The 21,931-nt window shown below is 72.5% G+C and carries 21 protein-coding genes and 1 pseudogene; 15 read left to right on the top strand and 7 right to left on the bottom strand.

Features of this window, described 5'->3' with window-relative positions; translation table 11 throughout:
* Positions 1–74 precede the first annotated feature (74 nt).
* The 4 genes from R6Y94_RS27780 (at position 75) to R6Y94_RS27765 (ending at position 3,659) form a co-directional block, all read left to right on the top strand.
* On the top strand, positions 75–1,361 hold the full coding sequence (locus R6Y94_RS27780; protein WP_318398804.1) for an MFS transporter: 1,287 nt from the start codon (positions 75–77) through the stop codon (positions 1,359–1,361).
* Between the two features lie 105 nt (positions 1,362–1,466).
* The gene (locus R6Y94_RS27775; protein WP_318398803.1) at positions 1,467–2,339 is read left to right on the top strand and encodes a maleylpyruvate isomerase N-terminal domain-containing protein; all 873 of its coding nucleotides are present in this window, start codon (positions 1,467–1,469) and stop codon (positions 2,337–2,339) included.
* A 144-nt stretch (positions 2,340–2,483) separates the two neighbouring features.
* Positions 2,484–2,993, top strand: coding sequence for a hypothetical protein (locus R6Y94_RS27770; protein ID WP_318398802.1), 510 nt, complete (start codon positions 2,484–2,486; stop codon positions 2,991–2,993).
* Between the two features lie 39 nt (positions 2,994–3,032).
* On the top strand, positions 3,033–3,659 hold the full coding sequence (locus tag R6Y94_RS27765) for a 2'-5' RNA ligase family protein (protein ID WP_318398801.1): 627 nt from the start codon (positions 3,033–3,035) through the stop codon (positions 3,657–3,659).
* Between the two features lie 61 nt (positions 3,660–3,720).
* Here R6Y94_RS27765 and sepH read toward each other — a convergent pair whose 3' ends face one another.
* The 3 genes from sepH to R6Y94_RS27750 form a co-directional block, all read right to left on the bottom strand.
* Positions 3,721–4,794 carry a septation protein SepH gene (gene sepH, locus R6Y94_RS27760; protein ID WP_318398800.1) on the bottom strand — a complete coding sequence of 358 codons (1,074 nt, stop codon included), beginning with the start codon at positions 4,792–4,794 and terminating at the stop codon, positions 3,721–3,723.
* 189 nt (positions 4,795–4,983) lie between these two features.
* On the bottom strand, positions 4,984–6,111 hold the full coding sequence (gene serC / locus R6Y94_RS27755) for a phosphoserine transaminase (protein ID WP_318398799.1): 1,128 nt from the start codon (positions 6,109–6,111) through the stop codon (positions 4,984–4,986).
* A gap of 225 nt (positions 6,112–6,336) precedes the next feature.
* Positions 6,337–7,443 (bottom strand): citrate synthase 2, encoded by a 1,107-nt coding sequence (locus R6Y94_RS27750; RefSeq protein WP_318398798.1) that lies wholly within the window; start codon positions 7,441–7,443, stop codon positions 6,337–6,339.
* A gap of 246 nt (positions 7,444–7,689) precedes the next feature.
* Between R6Y94_RS27750 and pdxH the strand changes: the two genes are divergently transcribed.
* From pdxH to R6Y94_RS27720, 6 genes and pseudogenes are all read left to right on the top strand, one after another.
* A complete protein-coding gene (gene pdxH, locus R6Y94_RS27745) occupies positions 7,690–8,343 on the top strand; it encodes a pyridoxamine 5'-phosphate oxidase (RefSeq protein ID WP_318398797.1) in 654 nt (217 codons plus the stop codon).
* Between the two features lie 152 nt (positions 8,344–8,495).
* Positions 8,496–9,731 (top strand): annotated as a pseudogene (locus tag R6Y94_RS27740) (MFS transporter); the annotation flags it as partial.
* A gap of 136 nt (positions 9,732–9,867) precedes the next feature.
* Positions 9,868–10,806: an aldose 1-epimerase family protein gene (locus R6Y94_RS27735; RefSeq protein ID WP_318398796.1), complete on the top strand. Its 939-nt coding sequence runs from the start codon at positions 9,868–9,870 to the stop codon at positions 10,804–10,806.
* Positions 10,807–10,836: 30 nt separating this feature from the next.
* Positions 10,837–11,460, top strand: a complete 624-nt coding sequence (locus R6Y94_RS27730; protein WP_318398795.1) for a nitroreductase family protein — start codon at positions 10,837–10,839, stop codon at positions 11,458–11,460.
* 192 nt (positions 11,461–11,652) lie between these two features.
* Positions 11,653–11,952 carry a type II toxin-antitoxin system VapB family antitoxin gene (locus tag R6Y94_RS27725; protein ID WP_130461735.1) on the top strand — a complete coding sequence of 100 codons (300 nt, stop codon included), beginning with the start codon at positions 11,653–11,655 and terminating at the stop codon, positions 11,950–11,952.
* Positions 11,953–11,992: 40 nt separating this feature from the next.
* A complete protein-coding gene (locus R6Y94_RS27720) occupies positions 11,993–13,183 on the top strand; it encodes an acyl-CoA dehydrogenase family protein (protein ID WP_318398794.1) in 1,191 nt (396 codons plus the stop codon).
* A 62-nt stretch (positions 13,184–13,245) separates the two neighbouring features.
* Here R6Y94_RS27720 and R6Y94_RS27715 read toward each other — a convergent pair whose 3' ends face one another.
* On the bottom strand, positions 13,246–14,265 hold the full coding sequence (locus R6Y94_RS27715) for an ABC transporter substrate-binding protein (protein WP_318398793.1): 1,020 nt from the start codon (positions 14,263–14,265) through the stop codon (positions 13,246–13,248).
* A gap of 177 nt (positions 14,266–14,442) precedes the next feature.
* On the opposite strand from R6Y94_RS27715, the gene R6Y94_RS27710 reads away from it, so the two are divergent.
* Genes R6Y94_RS27710 through R6Y94_RS27690 form a run of 5 tightly spaced genes read left to right on the top strand, consistent with a single transcriptional unit; the run spans position 14,443 to position 18,564 of the window.
* Positions 14,443–16,242: a glycoside hydrolase family 15 protein gene (locus R6Y94_RS27710; RefSeq protein WP_318398792.1), complete on the top strand. Its 1,800-nt coding sequence runs from the start codon at positions 14,443–14,445 to the stop codon at positions 16,240–16,242.
* Positions 16,242–17,021 (top strand): glucose 1-dehydrogenase, encoded by a 780-nt coding sequence (locus R6Y94_RS27705; RefSeq protein WP_318398791.1) that lies wholly within the window; start codon positions 16,242–16,244, stop codon positions 17,019–17,021. Before R6Y94_RS27710 ends, R6Y94_RS27705 begins: the two co-directional genes overlap by 1 nt.
* Positions 17,022–17,050: 29 nt before the next feature.
* A complete protein-coding gene (locus R6Y94_RS27700) occupies positions 17,051–17,821 on the top strand; it encodes a DUF427 domain-containing protein (RefSeq protein ID WP_318398790.1) in 771 nt (256 codons plus the stop codon).
* 12 nt (positions 17,822–17,833) lie between these two features.
* Positions 17,834–18,232, top strand: coding sequence for a DUF1622 domain-containing protein (locus R6Y94_RS27695; RefSeq protein WP_318398789.1), 399 nt, complete (start codon positions 17,834–17,836; stop codon positions 18,230–18,232).
* Positions 18,229–18,564: a hypothetical protein gene (locus tag R6Y94_RS27690; protein WP_318398788.1), complete on the top strand. Its 336-nt coding sequence runs from the start codon at positions 18,229–18,231 to the stop codon at positions 18,562–18,564. The genes R6Y94_RS27695 and R6Y94_RS27690 overlap by 4 nt, the downstream gene beginning before the upstream one ends.
* Here R6Y94_RS27690 and R6Y94_RS27685 read toward each other — a convergent pair.
* From R6Y94_RS27685 to R6Y94_RS27675, 3 genes are all read right to left on the bottom strand, one after another.
* Positions 18,561–19,721 carry an endo-1,4-beta-xylanase gene (locus R6Y94_RS27685; protein ID WP_318398787.1) on the bottom strand — a complete coding sequence of 387 codons (1,161 nt, stop codon included), beginning with the start codon at positions 19,719–19,721 and terminating at the stop codon, positions 18,561–18,563. The genes R6Y94_RS27690 and R6Y94_RS27685 overlap by 4 nt on opposite strands.
* A gap of 214 nt (positions 19,722–19,935) precedes the next feature.
* The gene (locus tag R6Y94_RS27680; protein WP_318398786.1) at positions 19,936–21,381 is read right to left on the bottom strand and encodes an ABC transporter substrate-binding protein; all 1,446 of its coding nucleotides are present in this window, start codon (positions 21,379–21,381) and stop codon (positions 19,936–19,938) included.
* Complete coding sequence (locus R6Y94_RS27675) at positions 21,374–21,877, bottom strand: sigma-70 family RNA polymerase sigma factor (RefSeq protein ID WP_318398785.1); 504 nt, start codon at positions 21,875–21,877, stop codon at positions 21,374–21,376. Before R6Y94_RS27675 ends, R6Y94_RS27680 begins: the two co-directional genes overlap by 8 nt.
* Positions 21,878–21,931 lie beyond the last annotated feature (54 nt).

Below are 21,931 nucleotides of genomic sequence, written 5' to 3'. Positions count from 1 at the left end.
GTTAGGACCTTCCGGCCGCAACGTCGAGGCCGGAGGTCGGGATGACGCGTACGACCCGAGGAGGCGCACCCCGAGTGCGGGCAAAGCTGAGCACCACCTTCCAGTCCCTGACGGTTCGCAACTACCGGCTCTTCGCCACCGGCCAGTTCATCAAGCTGATCGGCGTGTGGATGATGTTCACCACACAGGACTGGCTCGTCCTGGACCTCTCGGACAACTCGGCCTCCGCGCTCGGCGTGGTCATCGCCCTTCAGTTCACCCCGGTACTCCTGCTGACCCTGCTCTCCGGTCGCCTCGCCGACCGGTACGACAAGCGCGTACTCCTGTTCGTCGCGAACTGCACCTGGAGCCTCCTGGCGCTCGGCATGAGCGTGCTGGTGATCACCGGTGTCGTGCAGCTCTGGCACGTCTTCGTCTTCGCCGGCCTGCTCGGGGTGGCGAACGCGGTCGAGACCCCGGTACGCCAGTCCTTCGTCTCCGAACTCGTCGGCACCCCGCTGCTGCCCAACGCGCTGGCGCTCTCCGCCGCCACCTTCAACTCGGCCCGGATCATCGGCCCGGCAGTGGCCGGGGTGGCGATCGCGCTCTTCGACGTCGGCCCGGTCTTCCTGGTCAGCGCGTTGAGTTCGATCGCCCCGGTGGTCTTCGTGGTGCTGATGCGCTCGGCCGAGCTGCACCGCGACGAGCTGCCGCCGCTCGCCGAGCGCGGCTCCGCCCGGGTGATCGACGGACTCCGGTACGTCGCCCGCCGGTCCGACCTGGTGCTGCCGATGGTGCTGATGTCGGTGATGGGGCTGGCCCTGTTCAACTTCCAGCTCACCCTCTCGGCGCTGGCCAAGACCACCTTCAACACCGGGGCCGCCTCGTTCGGCCTGTTCACCACCGCGCTCGCGGTGGGCGCCCTGGCCGGGGCGCTGGCCGGCAGCGGCCGGCGCAGCCGGCCGTCGGTCTGGGTGGTGCTGGGCGCCGCCGTGGCGACCGGCGCCTGCGGCACCCTGGTCGGGCTCGCCCCGACGTACTGGCTGGTGGTGGCGTTGCTGCCGCTGACCGGGTTCTTCATGGTCTTCTTCGCCCAGGCGTCCAACCAGCGGGTGCAGCTCGGTGTCGACGCGGCGTTCCGGGGCCGGGTGATGTCGCTCTGGGTACTGGTGTTCCTCGGCAGCAACCCGGTCGGCGCGCCGATCATCGGCTGGATCGCCGAGCGCTTCGGCGCCGGCGCGAGCATCTGGATCGGCGGCCTGATCTCGCTGGCCACCGCCGGTACGGCACTGATCTGGCAGTTGCACCGCACCGGTACCCGGCTCCGGCTGCGCATCCTCCCGTTGCCCCGCTTCTACGTGGTGCATCCGGCCGACATGTGAGGCACCCGGCGGAGGTGTCCGGCACCCCGGGGCCACGCCGTCGACTGTCGGGCGTCGGTGGCGCGGCACCCTGCGGGCGTCGGACCCCTCTGGTTAGCTGACCTCATGCTGCGTGTGCGACTACTGGAGTGCCTGGCCGCCGACCAGGCCCGGCTGCGGCAGGTCGCGTCCGCCGATCTGGGCGCGGCCGTGCCGAGCTGTCCGGACTGGACCGTCGCCGACCTGGTCCGGCACGTCGCAGTCGTCTATCTGCACAAGGTGGAGTGCATGCGGACCGGGCGGATCCCGTCGTCGTGGCCGCCGGAGCTGTCCGCAGAGGAGCCGTTGGCGCTGCTCGACCGGGCCTGCCTTGCGCTGCGTGCCGAGTTCGACAGCCGGGATCCGGCCGCGCTCGCACCCACCTGGTACGACCCGGACCAGACCGTCGGCTTCTGGCTGCGGCGGATGGCGCAGGAGACGGTCATCCACCGGGTGGACGCGGAGCTGGCGACCGCCCAGCCCGTCGCGGAGATCCCCGCCGACCTCGCCGCCGACGGCATCGACGAGCTGTTGCGGATCCTCCTGGGATACGGCACCCGGCGGTGGCCCGAGGACTTCACCGACGTACTCCCCGATCCCGCGATCCAGGTCCTGGCCACCGCCGGGCCGGCGAGCTGGCTGGTCCGGCTCGGCCCGGACGGTGCGACGGTCGCGTCCGACCGGGCATCGGTCGCCCGGGCCGGAGCGGCGGTGCCGGTGCAGAACGGCCGGCCGGACGCGGCACCGGTCCGGGAGGCAGCCGGCGTGGCCGGCGGCAGGGCCTCCGGAGCGGGAGACGGCCCGCCGGCCGAGGTCGGGCCGGCGGCGACCATCAGCGCGAGTCCGGAGCGGTTGCTGCTCTGGCTCTGGCGGCGCTCGGCCGACGACGCCGTCAGTTGGGCCGGCGACCGGGCGGCGGTCGAGCGGCTGCGCCTGGCGCTCTCCCCAGCGACCCGATGAATGAACCTTTTCCTGAACAGCGCGGCGCGCCTTGACTCTCCGCTTCGGAAACGGCGGACCGCACGGGAGGTTGACGAAGGTTCAATATTCGTTGATTGCAAAACCGGTGGCGGGCCGGGTTGCCGCCGGTTAGCGTCGGAGGACGTGGCCATCGTGCATGCTTTCGCGCTGCCGCTGGCCCTTCTTGCCGTAGCCGGCCTGCCGGTCGCCGTGGCCGCGCTGATCTGCGCCGACGAGCTGATCGACCGGCTCGCCTGCTGGTTCGCCGGCCGTCGGGACAGCCGCCGGTCGCGTCGAGTGATAGACCGACTCGACCGGTCGTTCGAAGTGGACGCGCTCGCCCGCGAGGTCGACCCTACCGAGTTCGACCGGGTGGACCACCCGGCGATCGAGCGGATCGCCGCCGACCTGCGCCGGCTGGGCGACCAGCGGCTGAGCATCGCCGGACGCTCCCGGCTCTGGCAGGACGCGGTGCTGGAGGCGTACGACGACCGGCTGCGCCTGGCCAGCCGCTGCCTGGGCGTGGCCGAGCACCTCGGCGATCTCGACGGCGTCGACCTGGAGATCGAGCGGGTACGCGTCGAGGGCGAGTTACAGGCCGCCGGCCTGATCCTGCCGTCCCCGCACGCCGGGCCGCGCCAGGGCAGCGGTTGATCCGCCGGTCGGCGACCCGCTGCCGAAAGCGGCGCTGAGATGCGACTCTTCGTGGCCGTCTATCCGCCGCCGGAGGCGCTGGACGACATCGTCGCGCAGACGCACCGGCTCCGGGTCGGCGCGGCGGCCGACGCGGGGATCAACGTACGGCTGACCGCTCGGTCGAGCCTGCACGTGACCGTCGCGTTCCTCGGCGAGGTGCCGGACGACCGGCTGCACACAGTGGAAGAGGCGCTCTCCCGGGCCGTCGAGCTGTGGCGGCACCCGCCGGTCCGGCGCCGGCGCGCGGCCGCCGGGCGCGTCGAACCGGGGGCCGGGCGGACGGCGCCCCGGCTGCAGCTCGGCGGCGGTGGGCGGTTCGGGCGGGGGCGGTTCACGGTGCTCTGGGTCGGGCTGCTCGGCGAGGTCGACGGGCTGCGCCGGCTGGCCGCGACGGTCCGGCGGGAGTTGCGCCGGTCCAGGCTTCCGTTCGACTTCCGGCCGTTGCGACCGCACCTCACCCTGGCCCGTCCCGGTGACCGGCTGGACCGGGAGAGCCTCGACGAGGACCTGCGTACCCTCGACGGCTATCTCGGGCCGTCCTGGCCGGCGACCGAGCTGGTGCTGGTACGCAGCCATCTCGGCCCCCGGCCGACGTACGACCGGTTGGCGACCTGGCCACTGTAGCGGCTCCGGCCCCCGTGGGCGCCTGGCCGCCGGGGCGTGGAGCGGTGGACGTGCGAGGGCGTCAGGAGGTTTCGCGGGCGGCGGGGCCGCTGCCGAAGAGGACGTCGTCCCAGCTCGGCAGGCGCTTGCGCGGCTTGCCGGAGGTGTCACCGGACTCACCGGAACCCGGCCCGGTGGCGGCGCGGCGCGGCCGGAGCACCGCCAGCGACGGCACCGCCGGGACCTCCTTCGGCGCGTCGGCGTCGTCGTCGAACGCGGAGCCGGCGCCGCCGCCGAGCAGTGCGGCCGCACCACCGGAGACCGGACGCTGCCGGGGCGCGTCCGGCGACGCCATCGACGCGGCCGGGTCGAGGCCGCGCCCGGCGGTCGAGCCGAGCGGCCGGTCGAGCCCGGCGAGTAGCGCGTCCCGGCCGGCGCGGATCGGATCCCGGCCGGGCCGGGCGTGGTCGCCGGCCGCCGCCGGCAGGCCGTGCCCGCCACGACTCGGCTCCACCCGGGACGGACCGGGCAGGGCGTGCCCGCCGCGTTCCGGCGCGGGCTCCTGGCCGAGCAGCGGCGCGGGGCGCTCGGCGCAGAGGTATTGCGCCATGTCGTCGTGCGGCGTCACCGCCTGGCGCGCCTTGTCGAGATCCCAGATCGCCTGGGCGGTGGCCTTGCCGGAAGGCCAGGTCGCGACGATCCGCCAGGTGCCGTCGTCGCGCCGGTAGGCGTCCCAGGAGATCTTCTCGGTGTCGATGCCGTGCTGGGAGAGCCGGCCGTCGACGATCTCGGCGAGCGGCGCCTGGTTTTCCGCGTTCCTCAGCCGGGTCCGCCGGGCGTGCTGGGCGAGCATCGCCCGCTCCTGGAGCACCGGGCCGGCGTAGCGCAGCACCCGGTCGACCGGAACCCCGGCGATCCGGGCCACGTCCTCGGCGGACTCGCCGGAACGGATCCGGGCCTGGATGTCCCGTGGTGACAGCGAGGGCGCCGGCTCGGTGCCGGGACCGACCGCAGCCAGTGGTGCGCTGCCGGGCTCGTTGTGCAGGACGGTCGCGACCCGTTCGTCGATCGGCAGCGCGAGAAGACGGCCCACCTCGTCGGTGAGCACCATGGCCTGGCCGTCCTCGGAGAGGGCGACGAAGCGTACTGGCCGCATCGCGTTGCCTCCGTCCCGCCTCGCTGGCCCCACGCCACAGGTCAGACACCCGGGCGTCCTCGTCACACGGTACGCTGCTCCGTCACCCGTTGGGGAGAGGCGCGCCCGCATGTCGCGGGTGAGCTGCACGAATTGATCACTCGGGTCGGGCGGTCCGGCCGACCGGCCCGACCCGAGGGACGGTTCGACTCAGAGCCGGTCGACCACGTAGTCGACGCAGGTGGTCAGCGCCTCCACGTCGGCGGGCTCGACGGCCGGGAAGAGCGCGATCCGGAGCTGGTTGCGGCCGAGCTTGCGGTACGGCTCGGTGTCGACGATCCCGTTCGCCCGCAGCGCCTTGGCGATCGCGGTCGCGTCGACACCCTCGGCGAAGTCGACCGTGGCCACCACATTGGAGCGCAGTGCCGGATCGGTCACGAAGGGCGTCGTCACGGCGGAGCGCTCGGCCCAGCCGTACACGATGGCGGCACTCTCGGCGGTGCGCTTGGCCGCCCAGGCCAGCCCGCCCTGCGCGTTCATCCAGTCGGTCTGCTCGGCGGCCAGGAAGATCGTCGCCAGCGCCGGGGTGTTGTACGTCTGCTCCAGCCGCGAGTTGTCGATCGCCGTGACCAGGTCGAGGAAGGCCGGAATGTAGCGCCCCGAGGACTTGATCTCGGTCGCCCGGGCCAGCGCGGCCGGCGACATCAGGGCGAGGAAGATCCCGCCGTCGGAGCCGAAGCACTTCTGCGGGGCGAAGTAGTAGACGTCGGTCTCCCGGACGTTCACCTCCAGGCCGCCCGCCCCGGAGGTCGCGTCGACCAGCAGCAGCGCGTCGTCGTCGGCACCGGCCACCCGGCGGATCGGCACCGCGACCCCGGTCGAGGTCTCGTTGTGCGGGGTGGCGTAGACGTCGACGCCGGCCTCGGCGACCAGCGACGGCGCGGTGCCCGGGTCGGACTTGCGCACGGTGGGCTCGCCGAGGAACGGCGCATCCTTGACCGACTTGGCGAACTTGGCGCCGAACTCACCGAAGCTGGCGAACTGGGCCCGGTCCCGCACCAGCCCGAAGGTGGCCACCTCCCAGAAGGCGGTGGTGCCGCCGTTGCCGAGCACCACCTCGTAGCCCTCGGGCAGGGAGAAGAACTCGGCGATGCCCCGGCGCAGCCGGGCGACCTGGTCGCGCACGGTCTTCTGCCGGTGCGAGGTGCCGAGGTACGTCGTGGCGACGTCGGCCAGCGCGGAGACCGCCGCCGGACGCACCTTGGAGGGGCCGCAGCCGAACCGGCCGTCAGCGGGTTTGATCTCGTCGGGAATCCGAATGGTCGATACGTCAGCCACGGTTACGAAGGTCCTTCCGGTGGGCCGAGAGGCCCGTGAGCCGAGCGGTTGATCCGGCGACGCTGCCGCCATCCCATCCTCGCACCTCGGCCGCGCGGCCCGGGGGACGATCCCACCGCGGCGACTGAGGTCTGCCCCACATCCGCCACGGCGCCGGACCCGGACTGCGCCGAAGGACCCCTCCCCGGTCCGCGGCAGCGGTCGGAGTGGGGCCCTTCGCGCAGCTCAGGCGTCGTGCGGGACGGCGTCCCAGCCCTCCACCTCGGTGGGCAGGCGCTGCCCGGGGCCGGTGTACCGGGCGGCCGGCCGGACCAGCCGCTTCAGCTTCTTCTGCTCCAGGATGTGCGCGCTCCAGCCGCCCATCCGGGCACAGGTGAACATCGAGGTGAACATGTGCGCCGGTACCTCGGCGAAGTCGAGCACCACGGCCGACCAGAACTCGACGTTGGTGGCGAGTACCCGGTCCGGCTTGCGGTTGTGCAGCTCCTCCAGGGCGGCCTTCTCCAGCGCCTCGGCGATCTCGAAGCGGGGCGCGCCCAGCTCCTTGGCAGTACGCCGCAGCACCCGGGCGCGCGGGTCCTCGGCCCGGTAGATCCGGTGGCCGAAGCCCATCAGCCGCTCGCCCCGGTCGAGTACGCCCTTGACGTACCCCTCGGCGTCGCCACTGCGCTCCACCGCCTCGATCATGTGCAGTACCCGGGACGGTGCGCCGCCGTGCAGCGGGCCGGAGAGGGCGCCGATGCCCGACGAGATGCAGGCGGCGGCGTCCGCACCGGTCGAGGCGACGATCCGGGCGGTGAAGGTGGAGGCGTTCAGACCGTGCTCGGCGGCGGAGATGAAGTAGGCGTCGACGGCCTTGACGTGCCGTGGGTCGGGTTCGCCCCGCCAGCGCTTCATGAACCGCTCGACGATGGTCTCCGCCTTGTCGATCTCCTTCTGCGGTACGGCCGGCAGGCCGAGCCCGCGCGCCGACTGGGCGACGAAGGAGAGCGCGGTCACCGAGACCCGGGCCAGGTCCTCCCGGGCCTGCTCGTCGGAGATGTCGAGGAACTGCGAAAGTCCCCAGTACGGCGCCAGCATCGCCACCGCGGACTGCACGTCGACCCGGATGTCGCCGGAGTGCACCGGCACCGGGAACGGTTCGGCCGGGGGCAGGCCGGGACCGAACCGGCCGTCCACGAGCAGGGCCCAGACGTTGCCGAAGGAGACCTGACCGATCAGGTCCTCGATGTCGACCCCGCGATAGCGCAGCGCCCCTCCTTCCTTGTCAGGCTCGGCGATGGCGGTCTCGAAGGCGATCACGCCTTCCAGCCCCGGTTTGAAGTCGGACATGCGCGCTCCTGGATGGGTCGTCCGTGCATTCAGGGCCCACCCGGCGGTACCCGGCGCGAACCCTTGGCGAACTCAGCGATGTATTCGTGCCATCTTGCCTGCTGGGTAACTAACTTTGCGAGAGGTCACGGTTGTGCTACGCGCGACACGACGCGGCAAGGACGGGCCGGCCCCGGGATCGCCCGCCGGCTCGGCCGGGTCGGCGCCGGTCCTCCGCTTTCGATCGACGAACAGGGATGTGACGTGATGCGGGACACACCGCCGGCCGAGCTGCGCCGGGAATACAGGTCGGCCGACGGGCTCGCCGAGGCGGACCTGGCGCCCGACTGGTGGACACAGTTCCACCGCTGGTTCCTCGACGCGGTCGCGGCCGGGCTCCCCGAGCCGAACGCGATGGTGGTGGCCACCGCCGACGCGCAGGGCCGGCCCAGCACCCGGACCGTCCTGCTGAAGGGGTACGACGAGCGCGGGCTGGTGTTCTACACCAACTACGGGTCGCGCAAGGGCACCGAGGCGCGGGTCAACCCGTACGCCAGCCTGCTGCTGCCGTGGTATCCGATCCAGCGCCAGGTGGTGATCTGCGGCACGATCGGGCCGGTCGACCGGGCCGAGACGGAGGCGTACTTCGCCGCCCGGCCGCGCGGGTCGCAGCTCGGGGCCTGGGCGAGCCCGCAGTCGGAGGTGCTGTCCGACCGGGCCGCGCTGGATGACCGGTTCCGGGCCGCCGCACAGCGGTTTCCCGACGGCGTACCGGTGCCGGCACCGCCACACTGGGGCGGCCTGCGGGTGGTGCCGGCGACGGTGGAGTTCTGGCAGGGACGGGCCAGCAGGCTGCACGATCGACTGCGCTACCGTCTGACCGGTGCGGATGATTGGATCATCGAGCGGCTGGCGCCTTGACCGGCGTTGACCCCGACGCCGACCGGGTCGGCGGCGACCCGGCGCCGGACGGCGGGACGGCCGTCGACTCCCCCGCACCGGGGCCGGGCGAGACCGCCGAGCCGGCCGCCGTCGGGAAGGCGCAGTCCGGGGGCCGGTTCGCCCGCTGGGCGATGGACGTACGTCCGCTGCGGGTGCCGGCGTACCGGCGGCTCTGGATCGGCAACGGCGTCTCGATGTTCGGCTTCCAGCTCACCGCGGTCGCGGTACCGGTGGAGATGTTCGCGCTGACCGAGAAGTCGTTCTGGGTCGGCCTGCTGGGCATCGCCGGATTCGTCCCGTTGCTGGTCTTCGGCCTCTGGGGCGGTGCCGTCGCCGACGCGGTGGACCGGCGCAAACTGCTGCTGGCCAGCTCGGTACTGATGTGGATCTCCACCGGAGGGCTGCTGCTCCAGGCGCTGTTCCGGGTCGGCAGCCCGGTTCTGCTGCTGGTGCTGGTCGCGGTGCAGACGACCGCGTTCGCGATCAGCTCGCCGGCCCGACAGGCGATCATCGCCCGGCTGGTACCCACCTCGCTGGTGCCGGCCGCGAACACGCTCGGCTACACCACCTCCACCGCCGGTGGGGTACTCGGTCCGCTCGCCGCCGGCCTGGTCTTCTCGGCCGGACCGGTCGAGGCGGTGCTGCCGGTGGCGTACGGGGTGGACGCGGTGCTCTTCACCGTCTCGCTCTGGGCCACCTACCGGCTCCCCCCGATACCGCCGCTGGACGACGGCGGACCGCCCCGGCGGGCCGGCCTGGCCAGCGTGGTGGACGGGTTCCGTTACCTGGCCACCACCCCGGTGCTGCTGCTCTCCTTCGCCGTCGACATCATCGCGATGGTGCTGGCGATGCCCCGGGCGCTCTTCCCCGAGGTGGCGCAGGAGCGGTTCGGCGGCGGTTCGGCGGTCGGCTGGCTGTTCAGCGCGATCGCGATCGGGTCGGTGCTCGGCGGGCTCACCTCGGGCTGGATCAGCCGGGTACGCCGGCAGGGGCTGGCCCTGGTCTGTGCGGTGGTCGGCTGGGGGCTGGCGATCGCCGTCGCCGGGCTGGCCCGGCAGCTCTGGCTGGCCGTCCTGCTGCTCGCGGTGGCCGGAGCGGCCGACCTGGTCAGCGCGGTCTTCCGGCAGTCGATGTTGCAGGTCTATGCCCCGGACCGGCTGCGCGGCCGGTTGCAGGGCGTGAACATCACGGTGGTCGCGGGTGGCCCCCGGCTGGGTGACCTGCGCGCCGGAACCACCGCCGCCGCCTTCGGGGTCGGCTTCGCCTGGGTCGGCGGCGGGGTGGCCGCGGCCATCCTCGCGCTGCTGCTGGGGATCTTCTTCCCGGCGCTGGTGCGGTACCGGGCGCCGCAGCCGGGCGACGACGATGCCGAGCCGGGCTCACCCGCCGGTCCCGGGTCCGCCGCTTCCGGGCCGGCCGGTGCGGCCGCCGGCTCCGGCTCGGGCAGCGGCGCGGTGTCCGGCCAGCCGGGCGCCGCCGCCGGGTAACGGCTATCGTCCCGGCATGGACAACGTCAAGGCGGCCCGGCCGCTCTCCGGTGCACAGTGGACCATTTCGGCCGCCGGCCAGGAGGCCGTGGTGGTCGAGGTCGGTGGTGGGCTGCGGGCGTACCGGGCGAACGGCGTCGACTACCTCGACGGATACCCGGAGGACGAACTGCCGGCCGGCAGCGCGGGTCAGGTGCTCGCCCCGTGGCCGAACCGGATCCGCGACGGCCAGTACACCTTCGCCGGGCAGGAGTTGCAGCTTCCGCTGACCGAGCCGCAGCGGCACACCGCGATCCACGGCCTGGTCAACTGGCTGCCGTGGCGGCTGGTCGAGCAGCGCCCGGACGCGGTGGTGGTGGCCTGCGAGATGCCGGCCCAGGTCGGCTACCCGTGGCCGCTGTCGCTGCGCGCACAGTGGCAGGTCGGCGCCGACGGGCTGCGAGTACGCCACGAGGCGACCAACGTCGGCGGGGCGCCCTGCCCGTTCGGCTTCTCCGTGCACCCCTACCTGCGGCTGCCCGGGGTCGCCGTGGACGACCTGCGGCTGCGGGTACCGGGGCGCAGCCGACTGCTGCTGGACGGCCGGCTGCTGCCGATCGGCGCGGCCAAGGTGACCGGCGGGGAGTACGACTTCACCGAGCCGCGCCGGATCGGCCCGGCCGTCCTCGACCTGGCCTTCGGCGACCTCGACCCGGCGCTGACCCACGACTGGGGTTCCAGCGTCACGCTCTCCGGCCCGGATCCGGAGGCGGCGGTGAGCATCTGGGCCGACCCGTCGTTCGGCTGGTGGCAGGTCTTCACCGGGGACACCCTGCTCGGCGACCGCTACCGGCGGTCGGTGGCGGTCGAGCCGATGACCTGCCCGCCGGACGCGTTCCGCTCCGGCCGGGACGTGATCGTCCTCGAACCGGGACAGACCTGGCAGGGTAGCTGGGGCATCCGGCCCGGCGCCTGACGCCTGGGCGAGAGCGTGGAGGGGCGCGCGATGGAGTTCTCGACGGTCGTCCGGCGGCGGCGGATGGTGCGCAACTACGACCCGGATCGGCCGGTACCGCCGGAGTTGGTGGACCGGCTGCTGGAGCACGCCGTCCGGGCCCCGTCGGCCGGGTTCTCCCAGGGCTGGGCGTTCCTGGTGCTGACCGAGCCGGCGGACCGCGAGCTGTTCTGGACGGCGACCACCCCGGAGGGCGCCCGGCGCGACCCGGCCGCCGAGGGGCAGAGCCGGTGGCTGACCGGGATGCGGCGGGCACCGCTGATCGTCGTACCGCTGGCGGACCGCTCCGCCTACCTCGACCGGTACGCCGAGCCGGACAAGGGGTGGACGGACCGCGACGAGGCCCGCTGGCCGGTGCCGTACTGGTACGTCGACACCGGCTTCGCCGCGCTGCTGATGCTGCTGACCGCGGTGGACTCCGGGCTCGGCGCCTGCTTCTTCGGCATTCCGCCGGAGCGGATCGGCCCGTTCCGGGCGGCGTTCGGCGTGCCGGAGCGCCTCACCCCGATCGGCGCGCTCAGCATCGGCTATCCGGCGCCGGATTATCGATCGCCGTCGTTGCGACGTGGTCGCCGGCCGGTGGAGCAGGTGGTGCACCGAGGACGGTGGGGCTGACATGCTGACCACGCGGGTCAGGATGGCACCGGAGGTAGTAACGAAACTGACATCCGTGGACAAACCAAGAGCTCGTCGGAGGTCGCTAGGCTGACGGGCGTCATCGGTACGGTGCGGCTCGCGCAGGTGGCGGGCCGCCGGAGTAGCAGCAAGGGGTCGGGCCAGCACGGCCATGGGGAGGAGCGTGCCGTCGTGATCTTCAAAGCGGTTCGGGACGGGCGTCCCTACCCGGACCACGGGCTCACGTTGAAGCAGTGGGCAGAGATCCCGCCACGCCCGCTGCGCCTCGACCAGCTCATCACGACCAAGCGGGAACTCGCGCTGGACAAGCTGCTCGCCGAGGACTCCACCTTCTACGGCGACCTCTTCCCGCACGTCGTGCAGTGGGGCGGCGGTCTCTATCTGGAGGACGGACTGCACCGCGCACTGCGCGCCGCGCTCCAGCAGCGCAACCAGATCCACGCCCGGGTCCTGGTGCTGCCGGCCTCCTGACCCCGAGGACGCCCGCTGGCCGGCCGTTAGGGTGGCGGTCATGACCGAGGCTCCCAGCCGGGGCGGGACACCCCCGCTCGACCTGCTCGACCTGGACGGTTCGCTGACCGAGGAGGACCGGCAGATCCGGTCCGTGGTGGGCCAGCTCGTGGCGACCCGGGTACGCCCGCACGTCGCCGGCTGGTACGAGACCGGCCAGGCCCCGGTGCGGGACCTGGCCGTCGAGTGCGGCAAGGTCGGCCTGCTCGGCATGCACCTGACCGGGTACGGCTGCGCCGGCGCCTCGGCCGTCGCGTACGGGCTGGCCTGCCTGGAACTGGAGGCCGGCGACTCCGGAGTACGGTCCCTGGTGTCCGTGCAGGGATCGCTGGCCATGTACGCCATCTGGCGGTACGGATCCGAGGAGCAGAAGCAGCACTGGCTGCCGCGGATGGCGGCCGGCGAGCTGATCGGCTGCTTCGGGCTGACCGAGCCGGACCACGGCTCCGACCCCGCCTCGATGACGACCCGGGCCCGCCGGGACGGCTCCGACTGGGTGCTGACCGGCGGCAAGATGTGGATCACCAATGCGCCGGTCGCCGATCTCGCCGTCGTCTGGGCGCGTACCGACGAGGGGGTGCGGGGCTTCGTCGTACCCATGCAGACGCCCGGGGTGACGGCGCGGGAGATCCGGCACAAGATGTCGCTGCGCGCCTCCTCGACCGGGGAGATCGTGCTCGACGAGGTACGGTTGCCGGCCGACGCCCAACTGCCGGCCGCGGCCGGGCTGCGGGCCCCGCTGAGCTGCCTGACCGAGGCGCGGTACGGCATCGTCTGGGGTGCGCTCGGCGCCGCCCGGGACTGCCTGCACGCCGCGATCGACTACGCCACCAGCCGGGAGCAGTTCGGCCGGCCGATCGCCGGCTTCCAGCTCACCCAGGCCAAGCTGGCCGACATGGCGGTCGAGTTGCAGAAGGGCTATCTGCTGGCGCTGCACCTGGGCCGGCTGGCCGACGCCGGCCGGCTCCGGCCGGAGCAGGTCAGCGTCGGCAAGCTGAACAACGTCCGGGAGGCGATCGCCATCGCCCGGCAGTGCCGGACCATCCTTGGCGCGAACGGCATCAGCGGGGAATATCCGGTGCTCCGGCACGCCAACAACCTGGAGAGCGTGCTGACCTACGAGGGCACCTCGGAGATCCATCAGTTGGTGATCGGGCAGCGGCTCACCGGGCTGTCCGCATTCGCTGGCTGACCCAGCCCGGCTTACCGGGTTGTCGGCGTTCGGCGGCTGACCCGGCCCGCCGAATCCGCTCGTCAGGCCACCTTGCGGGCGGAGCGGAGCGCGGTGGCCAGCGTCTCCAGGGCGGCGGCACTGCCGGCGTACGAGAACCGGGGCTCGCTGTTCCAGCCGACGATCTGGTTGGCCTTCACCGCCGGGAGCTGCTGCCAGGTGGGCTTGCCGGTCAGGTCCTTGGGCTGGAGGGTGGAGCTGCGGTTGTCCAGCAGCAGCAGGTCGGCCGGGTACCTGTCGGCGTTCTCCCAGCTCAGGCTTTCGAAGTAGCCGCCGTCGTCGAGCTTGCCCGGCACCACGACGTCCACGCCGAGGGACTTGTAGTAGAGGATGTCGGAGTTGACGCCCGGGTTGGAGGCGTAGAAGAGCTCCTCGGCGGCGGAGCAGGCGAGCACCCGGATTCCCGGGTTGGCCGCGACCGCCGCCCGGATGCTGGCGGCGGCGGCCTCGAACCGGGCCTTGGCCTCGGTGACCTTCGACGCGTTCAGGTCGGCGCCGAGCGCGGCGGCGAGGTCGGCGTGCCGGCTGATCACCCTGTCCAGCGGGGCCCGCGAGGCGACCAGGGCCACGGTGGGAGCCAACGGGACGATCTTGTCCTTGCTCTCGTCCGGTACGTACCAGAGCGAGTTCTTCTCGTACTCGTGCGTGACCAGCAGTTCGGGCTTGACCGAGGCGTACGCCTCGATGTTGAACTCGCCCCAGGTGTTGCCGATGACGGTCAGCCCGGCCACCGGCAGTTCGCCGGCCTGCACGTCCGGGCTGCCGTCGCCGCGCTTCGTCGGGCCGAACACCCCGACGAGCGCTTCGGTGACGCCGAAGTCGTACAGCGCGGCGGCGGTGCCGACGAACGCGACGACCCGGTTCGGCCGGCTCGCGGCGGACGCGGTCTGGCCCCGGTCGTCGGTGAAGCTCCACCCGCCCCCGGTGCCGGTGTCCGTACCGGGGGCGTCGTCCTGGCCGCAGGCGCCGAGCAGGGCGGTGAGGCCGAGCGCGCCGGCTGCGCCGAGCAGGTTGCGGCGGGTGAACTGACGGGGGTGCGGCATGTCGTGGTGCTCCTTGGTGACCGCTGCGCAGAGCGGGTCTGTCGGTCGGTGCGGGCGATCGGTGCGCCCGGTGTAGTAGGTTAGCCTGACCTAAGTTCCTGTTGTCAAGCCGTGGGTACCCCGCCCGCCCCGGCTGACCTGCGGGATTAGAGCCGCCGCCCGGGGGTAGCCCGCTGCGTGGGGGCCGGAGGAATCGCCGAGTACGGGCTGCTGGCCGACGGGCGTAGCGCCGCGCTGGTCGACCGCTCCGGCTCGGTCAACTGGTGGTGCCCGGAGCGGTTCGACGCGCCCTCGGTCTTCTGCCGGCTGCTGGACGTCACCGGTGGGCACTGGTGGATCCGGCCGGCCGAGCGCTTCGAGGTCCGCCGGAACTACCTGCCCGACACGCTGGTGCTGCGTACGGTGTTCCGGACCGAGCACGGCGAGGTGTCGCTGACCGACGGTCTGCTGCTGGAATCCGGTGCCCGGGGGCACGATATCGGCCGTCGGTCCCCAGGCGTACTGGTCCGCGTGGTGGAGGGCCTCTCCGGGACCGTCCCGATGGAGCTGTCCTACTGCCCCCGGTTCGAGTACGGCCGGCGGACCGCGTACCTGGTGTGGCGGGACGGCGAGCTGACCGCGACCTCCGGACCGACGACGTTGGCGCTGACCGCCCCGATGCCGCTGACCGTGCAGGGAGCCGAGGCGACGGCCCGGTTCACCGTCGGTGCCGGGCAGCGGGACACCTTCGTCCTCGCCTACCGGCCGACCTTCCACGAGATGGCGCCGCACCCGGTGGACGAGACGGACGCGTTCGGCGACACGGTCGAGGGCTGGCGGTCCTGGGCGGCACACCACGACTACCAGGGCCGCTATCCGGACCTGGTCCGGCGCAACGCCCTGGTGTTGCAGGGGCTCACCTACGTGCCGAGCGGCGCGGTGGTGGCCGCCGCCACCACCTCGCTGCCGGAGGAACTCGGCGGTGACCGCAACTACGACTACCGGTACGCCTGGCTGCGCGACTTCAGCCTGACGCTGCGGGCGCTCTGGGTCGCGGCCTGCCCGACGGAGGCGAACCGGCTCTTCGGCTGGGTCGCCTCGGCGGTCGGCCGGATCGGCGGGGAGCCGGCGCCGATCATGTTCGGCGTGGAGGGGGAGCGGGACCTGACCGAGCGCCGGATCGAGACGCTGCGCGGCTACGCCGACAGCTCACCGGTCTGGGTCGGCAACGAGGCGTGGCGGCAGCACCAGCTCGACGTGCCGGGCGAGGTGCTGGACGCGGCCTGGCGGCTGCGGGACTACCTCGACCCGATGCGTGCGGAGGTCCGCGACCTGCTGCGCAGCCTCGCCGACCAGACGGTGACCAGGTGGCGGGAGCCGGACGCCGGGATGTGGGAGGCCCGGGATGCCGCCCGGCACTACGTGTCGTCCAAGGTGGGCTGCTGGGTGGCGCTGGACCGGGCGGTGCGGTTCGGCGACCGGTTGGGCGACCCCGACGACCTGGCCCGCTGGGCGGCGGCCCGGGACGAGATCCGGGAGACGGTACTTAGGGAGGGCTGGAATGCGGAGGTCGGTGCCTACACCGGTGCCTTCGGCTCGGACCAGCTCGACGCCAGCGTGCTGCTCATGCCGGTCGCCGGTTTCCTGCCCGCCACCGACGAGCGGATGCGGGCCACCATCCGGCTGATCGAGGAGCGGCTCTCCCGGGGTGGCCTGGTCCGGCGCTGGGCGGGCGACCCGGCGGCGTTCACGCTCTGCTCCTTCTGGCTGGTGCAGTGTCTGGTGCTGGCCGGCGAACGGGACCGGGCGGCGGCGATGTTCGAGAACGTGGCGGGCGTCGCCAACGACCTCGGGCTGCTCGCCGAGCAGGTCGACCCGCACACCGGGGAGCAGCTCGGGAACTTTCCGCAGGCGTTCTCGCACATCGGACTGATCGGCGCGGCCTGGGAACTCACCACCGCCTCGGACGAGGCGGTGCCGACAGGGGGAGGAAGTTGATGACTGGACGGCTCGAAGGAACGACGGCGCTGATCACCGGTTCGGATTCCGGGATCGGTCAGGCCAGCGCGATCGAGTTCGCCAAGGAGGGCGCCGACGTGGTGGTGCACTACCTGCACGACCACGACGGCGCACAGCACACCCGGCAGCAGGTGGAGCAGGCCGGCCGGCGGGCCGTGGTGGTGCGCGGCGACATCAGCGAAGAGGACCAGGTGGAGGCGATGTTCGACACCGCGCTGGCCGAGTTCGGCGAGCTGAACGTGCTGATCAACGACGCCGGGGTGGACGCCTCGGGCATCCCGGTGATCGACCTGGACACCGAGACCTGGGACCGGGCCATCCGGATCAACGTCTACGGCGCCTTCTTCTGCTCGCGGCGGTTCGCCCGGCACCGCCGGGACCAGGGCGGCAAGGGCAAGATCATCAACATCACCTCGATCCACCAGGAGGTGGCCCGGGCCGGCGGCTCGGACTACGACACCAGCAAGGGCGCGCTGCTCAACCTCGCCAAGAGCATGGCGCTGGAACTGGCGCCGATGGGGATCAACGTCAACAACATCGGGCCGGGCATGGTGCTCACCCCGTTCAACCAGCGGGCCATCGACGACCCGAAGTACCTGGAGGAGCAGGTGCAGAGCATCCCGTTCAAGCGGGCCGCGGAGCCGGTCGAGATCGGTCGGGTGGCGGTCTTCCTGGCCAGCTCCGACGCCGACTACGTCACCGGCTCGACGTACTTCGTGGACGGTGGCCTGATGCAGAACCAGGGTCAGGGGGCCTGACCAGACCTCGAATCGCGGAGGAGAAACCCGTGTCCCTCTATCCACGCGCGATCGTACCGGTCGACCACGTCGAGCCCTGCGCCCGGCGGATCCGTGGCCTGCTCAACGGCGAGTGGGTCTTCGACACCAACGACGCCCGGTACGTCTGGGAGGCGCAGCACTACCCGCACTACTACATCCCGATCCGGGACGTCCGCCAGGACCTGCTGGTCGACGAGCACGACGTGCAGCAGTACAGCGTCGGTACGGCCCGGCAGTACGGCATCCGGGTGGGCGACACCTACCACTCGGGCTGCGTCCGGGTACACACCGAGAAGTCGGTCGAAGGGCTGGCCGACATGGTGCGCTTCGAGTGGGACACCCTGGACACCTGGTTCGAAGAGGACGAGGAGGTCTTCGTGCACCCGCGTGACCCGTACGCCCGGGTGGACGCGCTGCGGTCGACCCGGCGGGTCCGGGTCGAGATCGACGGCGAGGTGCTGGCCGAGACGGGCTCGCCGGTGCTGGTCTTCGAGACCGGCGTGCCCACCCGGTACTACCTGAACCGGGCCGAGGTGGACCTCGGCCGGCTGATTCCCACCGGGACGGAGACCGCCTGCCCGTACAAGGGCCGGACCAGCAACTACTGGTCGGTCCGGGTCGGCGACACCACCCACAACGACGTGGCCTGGGCGTACGACTTCCCCACCCACCTGATACAGCCGATCGCCGGGATGGTGGCGTTCTTCAACGAGAAGGTCGACCTGTTCGTCGACGGTGAGCAGGTGCCCCGGCCGGACACCCGCTGGTCCCACCAGTAGGGGTGCCCCGGAGTGCCCGAGGAACTGCTGGCCCGCGTCGTCCAGGTGCTGGTCACCATCGTGGAGGCGGTCGGGGCGGCAGTGATCTTCGTCGGCGCGGTCTGGAGCGCCGGCCGGTTCATGGTAGCGGGGATCCGGCACCGCTCGGCCGCCGTGTTCACCCCGATCCGGCTGTCGCTGGGCCGGTTCCTCACCCTGGGGCTGGAGTTCCAGCTCGCCGCCGACATCCTGCGTACCGCGGTCTCGCCGACCTTCGGCCAGCTCGGCCGGCTGGCCGCGATCGCCACCATCCGGACGGCGCTGAACTACTTCCTCGGCCGGGAGATCCGGCAGGAGCAGCGCCAGCTCGGCACCCCGGACGGCGGTGCCCCGCCGGACCGGGCCGGGGCGGCCGGGACGGGGCGGCGGTGAGGGGACTCGGCACCCTGCTCACCGCGCTCGCCCTGGCGGTGGCGGCGGTGACCCTGCTGACCACCGGCTCGTGGCGTACGGCGCTGCGGGTGCTGCTCGACCTGCTGGTGGCGGCCAGTCTGGTCCGGCTGGCCACCCTGGAAAACTGGACCGATCTCGCCGGCGCCGCGATCGTCGTCGCGCTCCGCCAGCTCGTCTCCACGGCCCTGCTCGGCTCCGGCCGGTCCGGCTGTGGGGCCGGACCGGCCGGAGACCGGGTGGTGGTGGGGTGGCTGGTGGCGAGGTGGCCGGGAACGGGCACGGGCCGGACCCGTTCCCGACCGACCTCCTAGAAGCCGCGCCTGCTGTTCGGATCGGAGGCGACGGCGAGTACCTGCTGGAGGCCCCGGTAGGCGGCCTTCGGCTGGAGGTTCTCGTCAAGAGGGGTGGCCGAGCCCTGGCCGTCGAAGAAGCCGGGCACCCAGGAGTACTTGTCGGTGAAGCCCCACACGGTGAACATCACACAGCGCGGGGTGAGCAGGCAGGCGGTCAGCAGGGTGTTGAAGCTACCCACCTGCCCGGCCTCCTTGTAGGTGTCGACCGGCAGGAAGAACCGCACGTCGACCTCGGTGAACGCGGTCTCCAGGCCGAGCTTGTCGAAGCGTGCCAGGTTCTGCGGGGCGTCGATCGGCAGCGGGTACTGGAGGTCGAGGTGACCCTGGAAGCCCATGCCGTGCAGCGGTACCCGCTGCTTGCGGAGCTGCTTGGCCAGCTCGTAGTAGGCGGTGCTCTTCGGGTTGACGTTGTCGATCGCGTAGTCGTTGAGGAAGAGCTTGGCCCGCGGGTCGGCCGCGTGCGCCCAGCGCAGCGCGTCGGCGATGTAGTCCGGGCCGAGGTGCTGGCGGAAGATGGTGTCCCGGAGCACCGGGGCGTCGCCGTCGGTGAACGCCTCGTTGACCACGTCCCAGGCCCGTACCTTGCCCCGGAAGTGCTTCACCACCGTGGTGACGTGGTTGCGCACGATGTCGCGCAGCTCGGCGGAGTCGATCGAGCCGTCGGCGACGCCCTCGGTCAGCCAGGCCGGGGCCTGGCTGTGCCAGAGCAGGGTGTGGCCGTGCACCTTCTGCCCGTTGCGCCGGGCGAACTCGACCAGCTTGTCGGCCGGGCCCCAGTTGTACTGGCCCCGGGTCGGCTCCAGCTCCGCCCACTTCATCACGTTCTCGGCGGTCACCGCGGAGAACTCCCGGGCCGCCCGCTCCCGGTACGGGGCATCGGTCTCCAGCGCGTTCATGTCGATCGCGGTACCGATGCCGAGGCCGTGCTTCCTGGCCAGTGCCCGTAGCGGAAGGTCCGTGGCCGTCCCGCCGGGTACGTGTGCGGCGGAGCCGCCCTTGGCCTGCGCGACACCGAGCGGCGCCTGGGTCGGGGCCGCGGTGGCGGTCGACGGCCCGACCGTGTAGAGCGCGCCGGCCGCGAGGACGCCGACCAGGGCTATCCGAAGTTTTCTCATCGAGACAAGGCCTCCAGGGTGTGGTTCGACATCAGCCGCCGGCCGGAACCGGCGGGGCCGGCGCGCGGGGGACGGATGCGCGTCGATCCCTACCGGAACGCGAGCCGGACCCGGGTTTGCTGCCGGATCAACTGTCAGAGATCCGACACTTTGCGGTGGCCGGATCGTTCTTCCCGGGAGTCGCCGGAGATGCTATGTAGATCGGAGGCCGTGCTCAGCCGGCCTCCGACATCGCCGCCGCGAACTGCTCCGGAGTGAGTTCCGCCTCGAACAGCCGGCGCAGGTTGTCGAGGAGTGCCGTGGCAGCCGCCGGCGCCAACGCCTGGTCCCAGGCCAACGCGTACGACGGGGCACGGGTGACCAGTTCGTGCACCGAGGTGCCGAACCCGCCGTGCTGCGTACCACGCAGCCGGTCGGCCGCGTCGCTCACCGGCGGCACCTCGCCGTCGGCGACCAGGTCGTCCAGGTAGTCGTCCGACGCGACCGCCCGGACGAACTCCAGCGCCGCCTCCCGATACCGGCCGCCGGCCACCATCGAGAAGTAGTGGGTCGGCACCCCGACCAGGTCGGCCGGGTCCCCGGCCCCGCCGGAGACCGCCGGAAACGGCACGAAGCCGAGGTCGCCATCGGCCACGAAGTCCGGGTTCCGGGCGAGCTGGGTCGGATATTCCCAGGTCCCCATCAACTGCATGGCGGCCCGGCCACTGGCCAGCTCTCCGGAGGCGGCGCCGTCGTCGTAGCCGGTCGAGGCGAAGTCGGTACCGAAGGCGCCCCGCGCGGCGAGTGCCTGCGCCTCCCGCAGCGCCTGCACCACCGCCGGCTTCGACCAGGCACCGGGGCGGCCGGCGACGATGTCGGCGGTGGTGCCCGGGCCGCCGATCCGCTCGGCCAGATACATCACCCACATCAGCTCGGTCCACCCGTGGGCGCCGCCCAGGGCGATCGGGGTGATCCTCCGGGCCTTGAACGTCTCCACCAGGGAGAGCAGCTCGGCGTAGCTGCGCGGCGGCCGCACGCCGGCGTCGGCGAAGACGCCCTTGTGGTAGAAGAGCACCACCGGGTGGGTGCCGCTCATCGGGATGCCGTACTGCCGGCCGTCCACCACGCCGCCGGCGAGCGCGCTGGGCAGGAACCGGCCGGCGATCCGGGGCTCGTCCCGCAGCGGGGTCAGGTCGGCGAGCAGCCCGTCCCGGGCCAGCCCGGTCAGGTGCGCGCCACCCCAACTGGCGAAGACGTCCGGGCCCTCCGGCGAGCCGACCTCCCGCAGCTTCTCCTTGTACTCCTCGTTGCCGAAGGTGCTGAGATCCACGTCGACCTCGGCGCTCCGGTTGTACCGGTTCACCAGCTTCCGCAGCGCGGGCTCGGCGCCCGGCTGGGTGATCGCCCAGACCCGGATCGTCCCCCGCGCCCCCTCGCCGACCGGTGGCACCGACGGGACTCCCCGGGTCAGTTCCGCCCCGGTCAGGGTCACCGCCAGCACCAGGACCGCCACCGCCAGGCTGGCCAGCCCGGCCCGCTGCCGCCGTTTCCGCCGGTAGCGCCGGCGGATCGCGGCGACCGCCCCGGGAGCGGCCGCAGGCAGGGCGTCCCGTGCCTGGGTCAGGGTGGCGGCCAGCTCCTGGGCGAGCCGGTCGTCCACCGGACCTTCCTCGTCAACCACGTCCGCTCCGAATCGTCGACTGTGCGGGGGCCAGGTGTGCCCGCAGCGCACGCTTGGCTCTCGCGTACCGGCTGGAAACCGTGCCCGGAGGCTCGTCGCAGATCCCGGCGATTTCGCTGAACGTGTACCGGTACAGCACGTGCAGCACCACGACCGTCCGTTCCGCCTTGCCGAGCTGCTGCAACGCCTGCCACAGCGCGCCGTTGCCCACCGCGGTCGCGGCCGGATCGTCCGGCCGGTGCTCGACGTCGTCGGTCAGCACCTCCCGGCGCCGCCGCCGCCACCGGCTCACGTTGCGGGTCACGATCACCTGCCGGGCGTACGCCTCGGGGTTCTGGCCGGCCTTCGGCCACCGCTGCCAGACCTCGACCACCGCGATCTGGGCCAGGTCGTCCGCCTCGGCCGCGCTGCCGCTGATCAGGTACGCGAACCGCCGCAAAGCGTCCAGCCGCGCTCGAGCGAACTCCTCGGCGTCGCTGAACGCACCGTGGGCCACAGGGTCCTCCTCCGGGCTCCTAAACGCCGGCCGCCGTCGATTCGCTGCACCGCG

The organism is Plantactinospora sp. KLBMP9567 (assembly GCF_033446045.1).
In the GTDB taxonomy this organism is placed as follows: Bacteria; Actinomycetota; Actinomycetes; order Mycobacteriales; family Micromonosporaceae; genus Plantactinospora.
The sequence above is the reverse complement of the archived record's forward strand: the minus strand, read 5'-3'. Positions and strand labels throughout refer to the sequence as shown.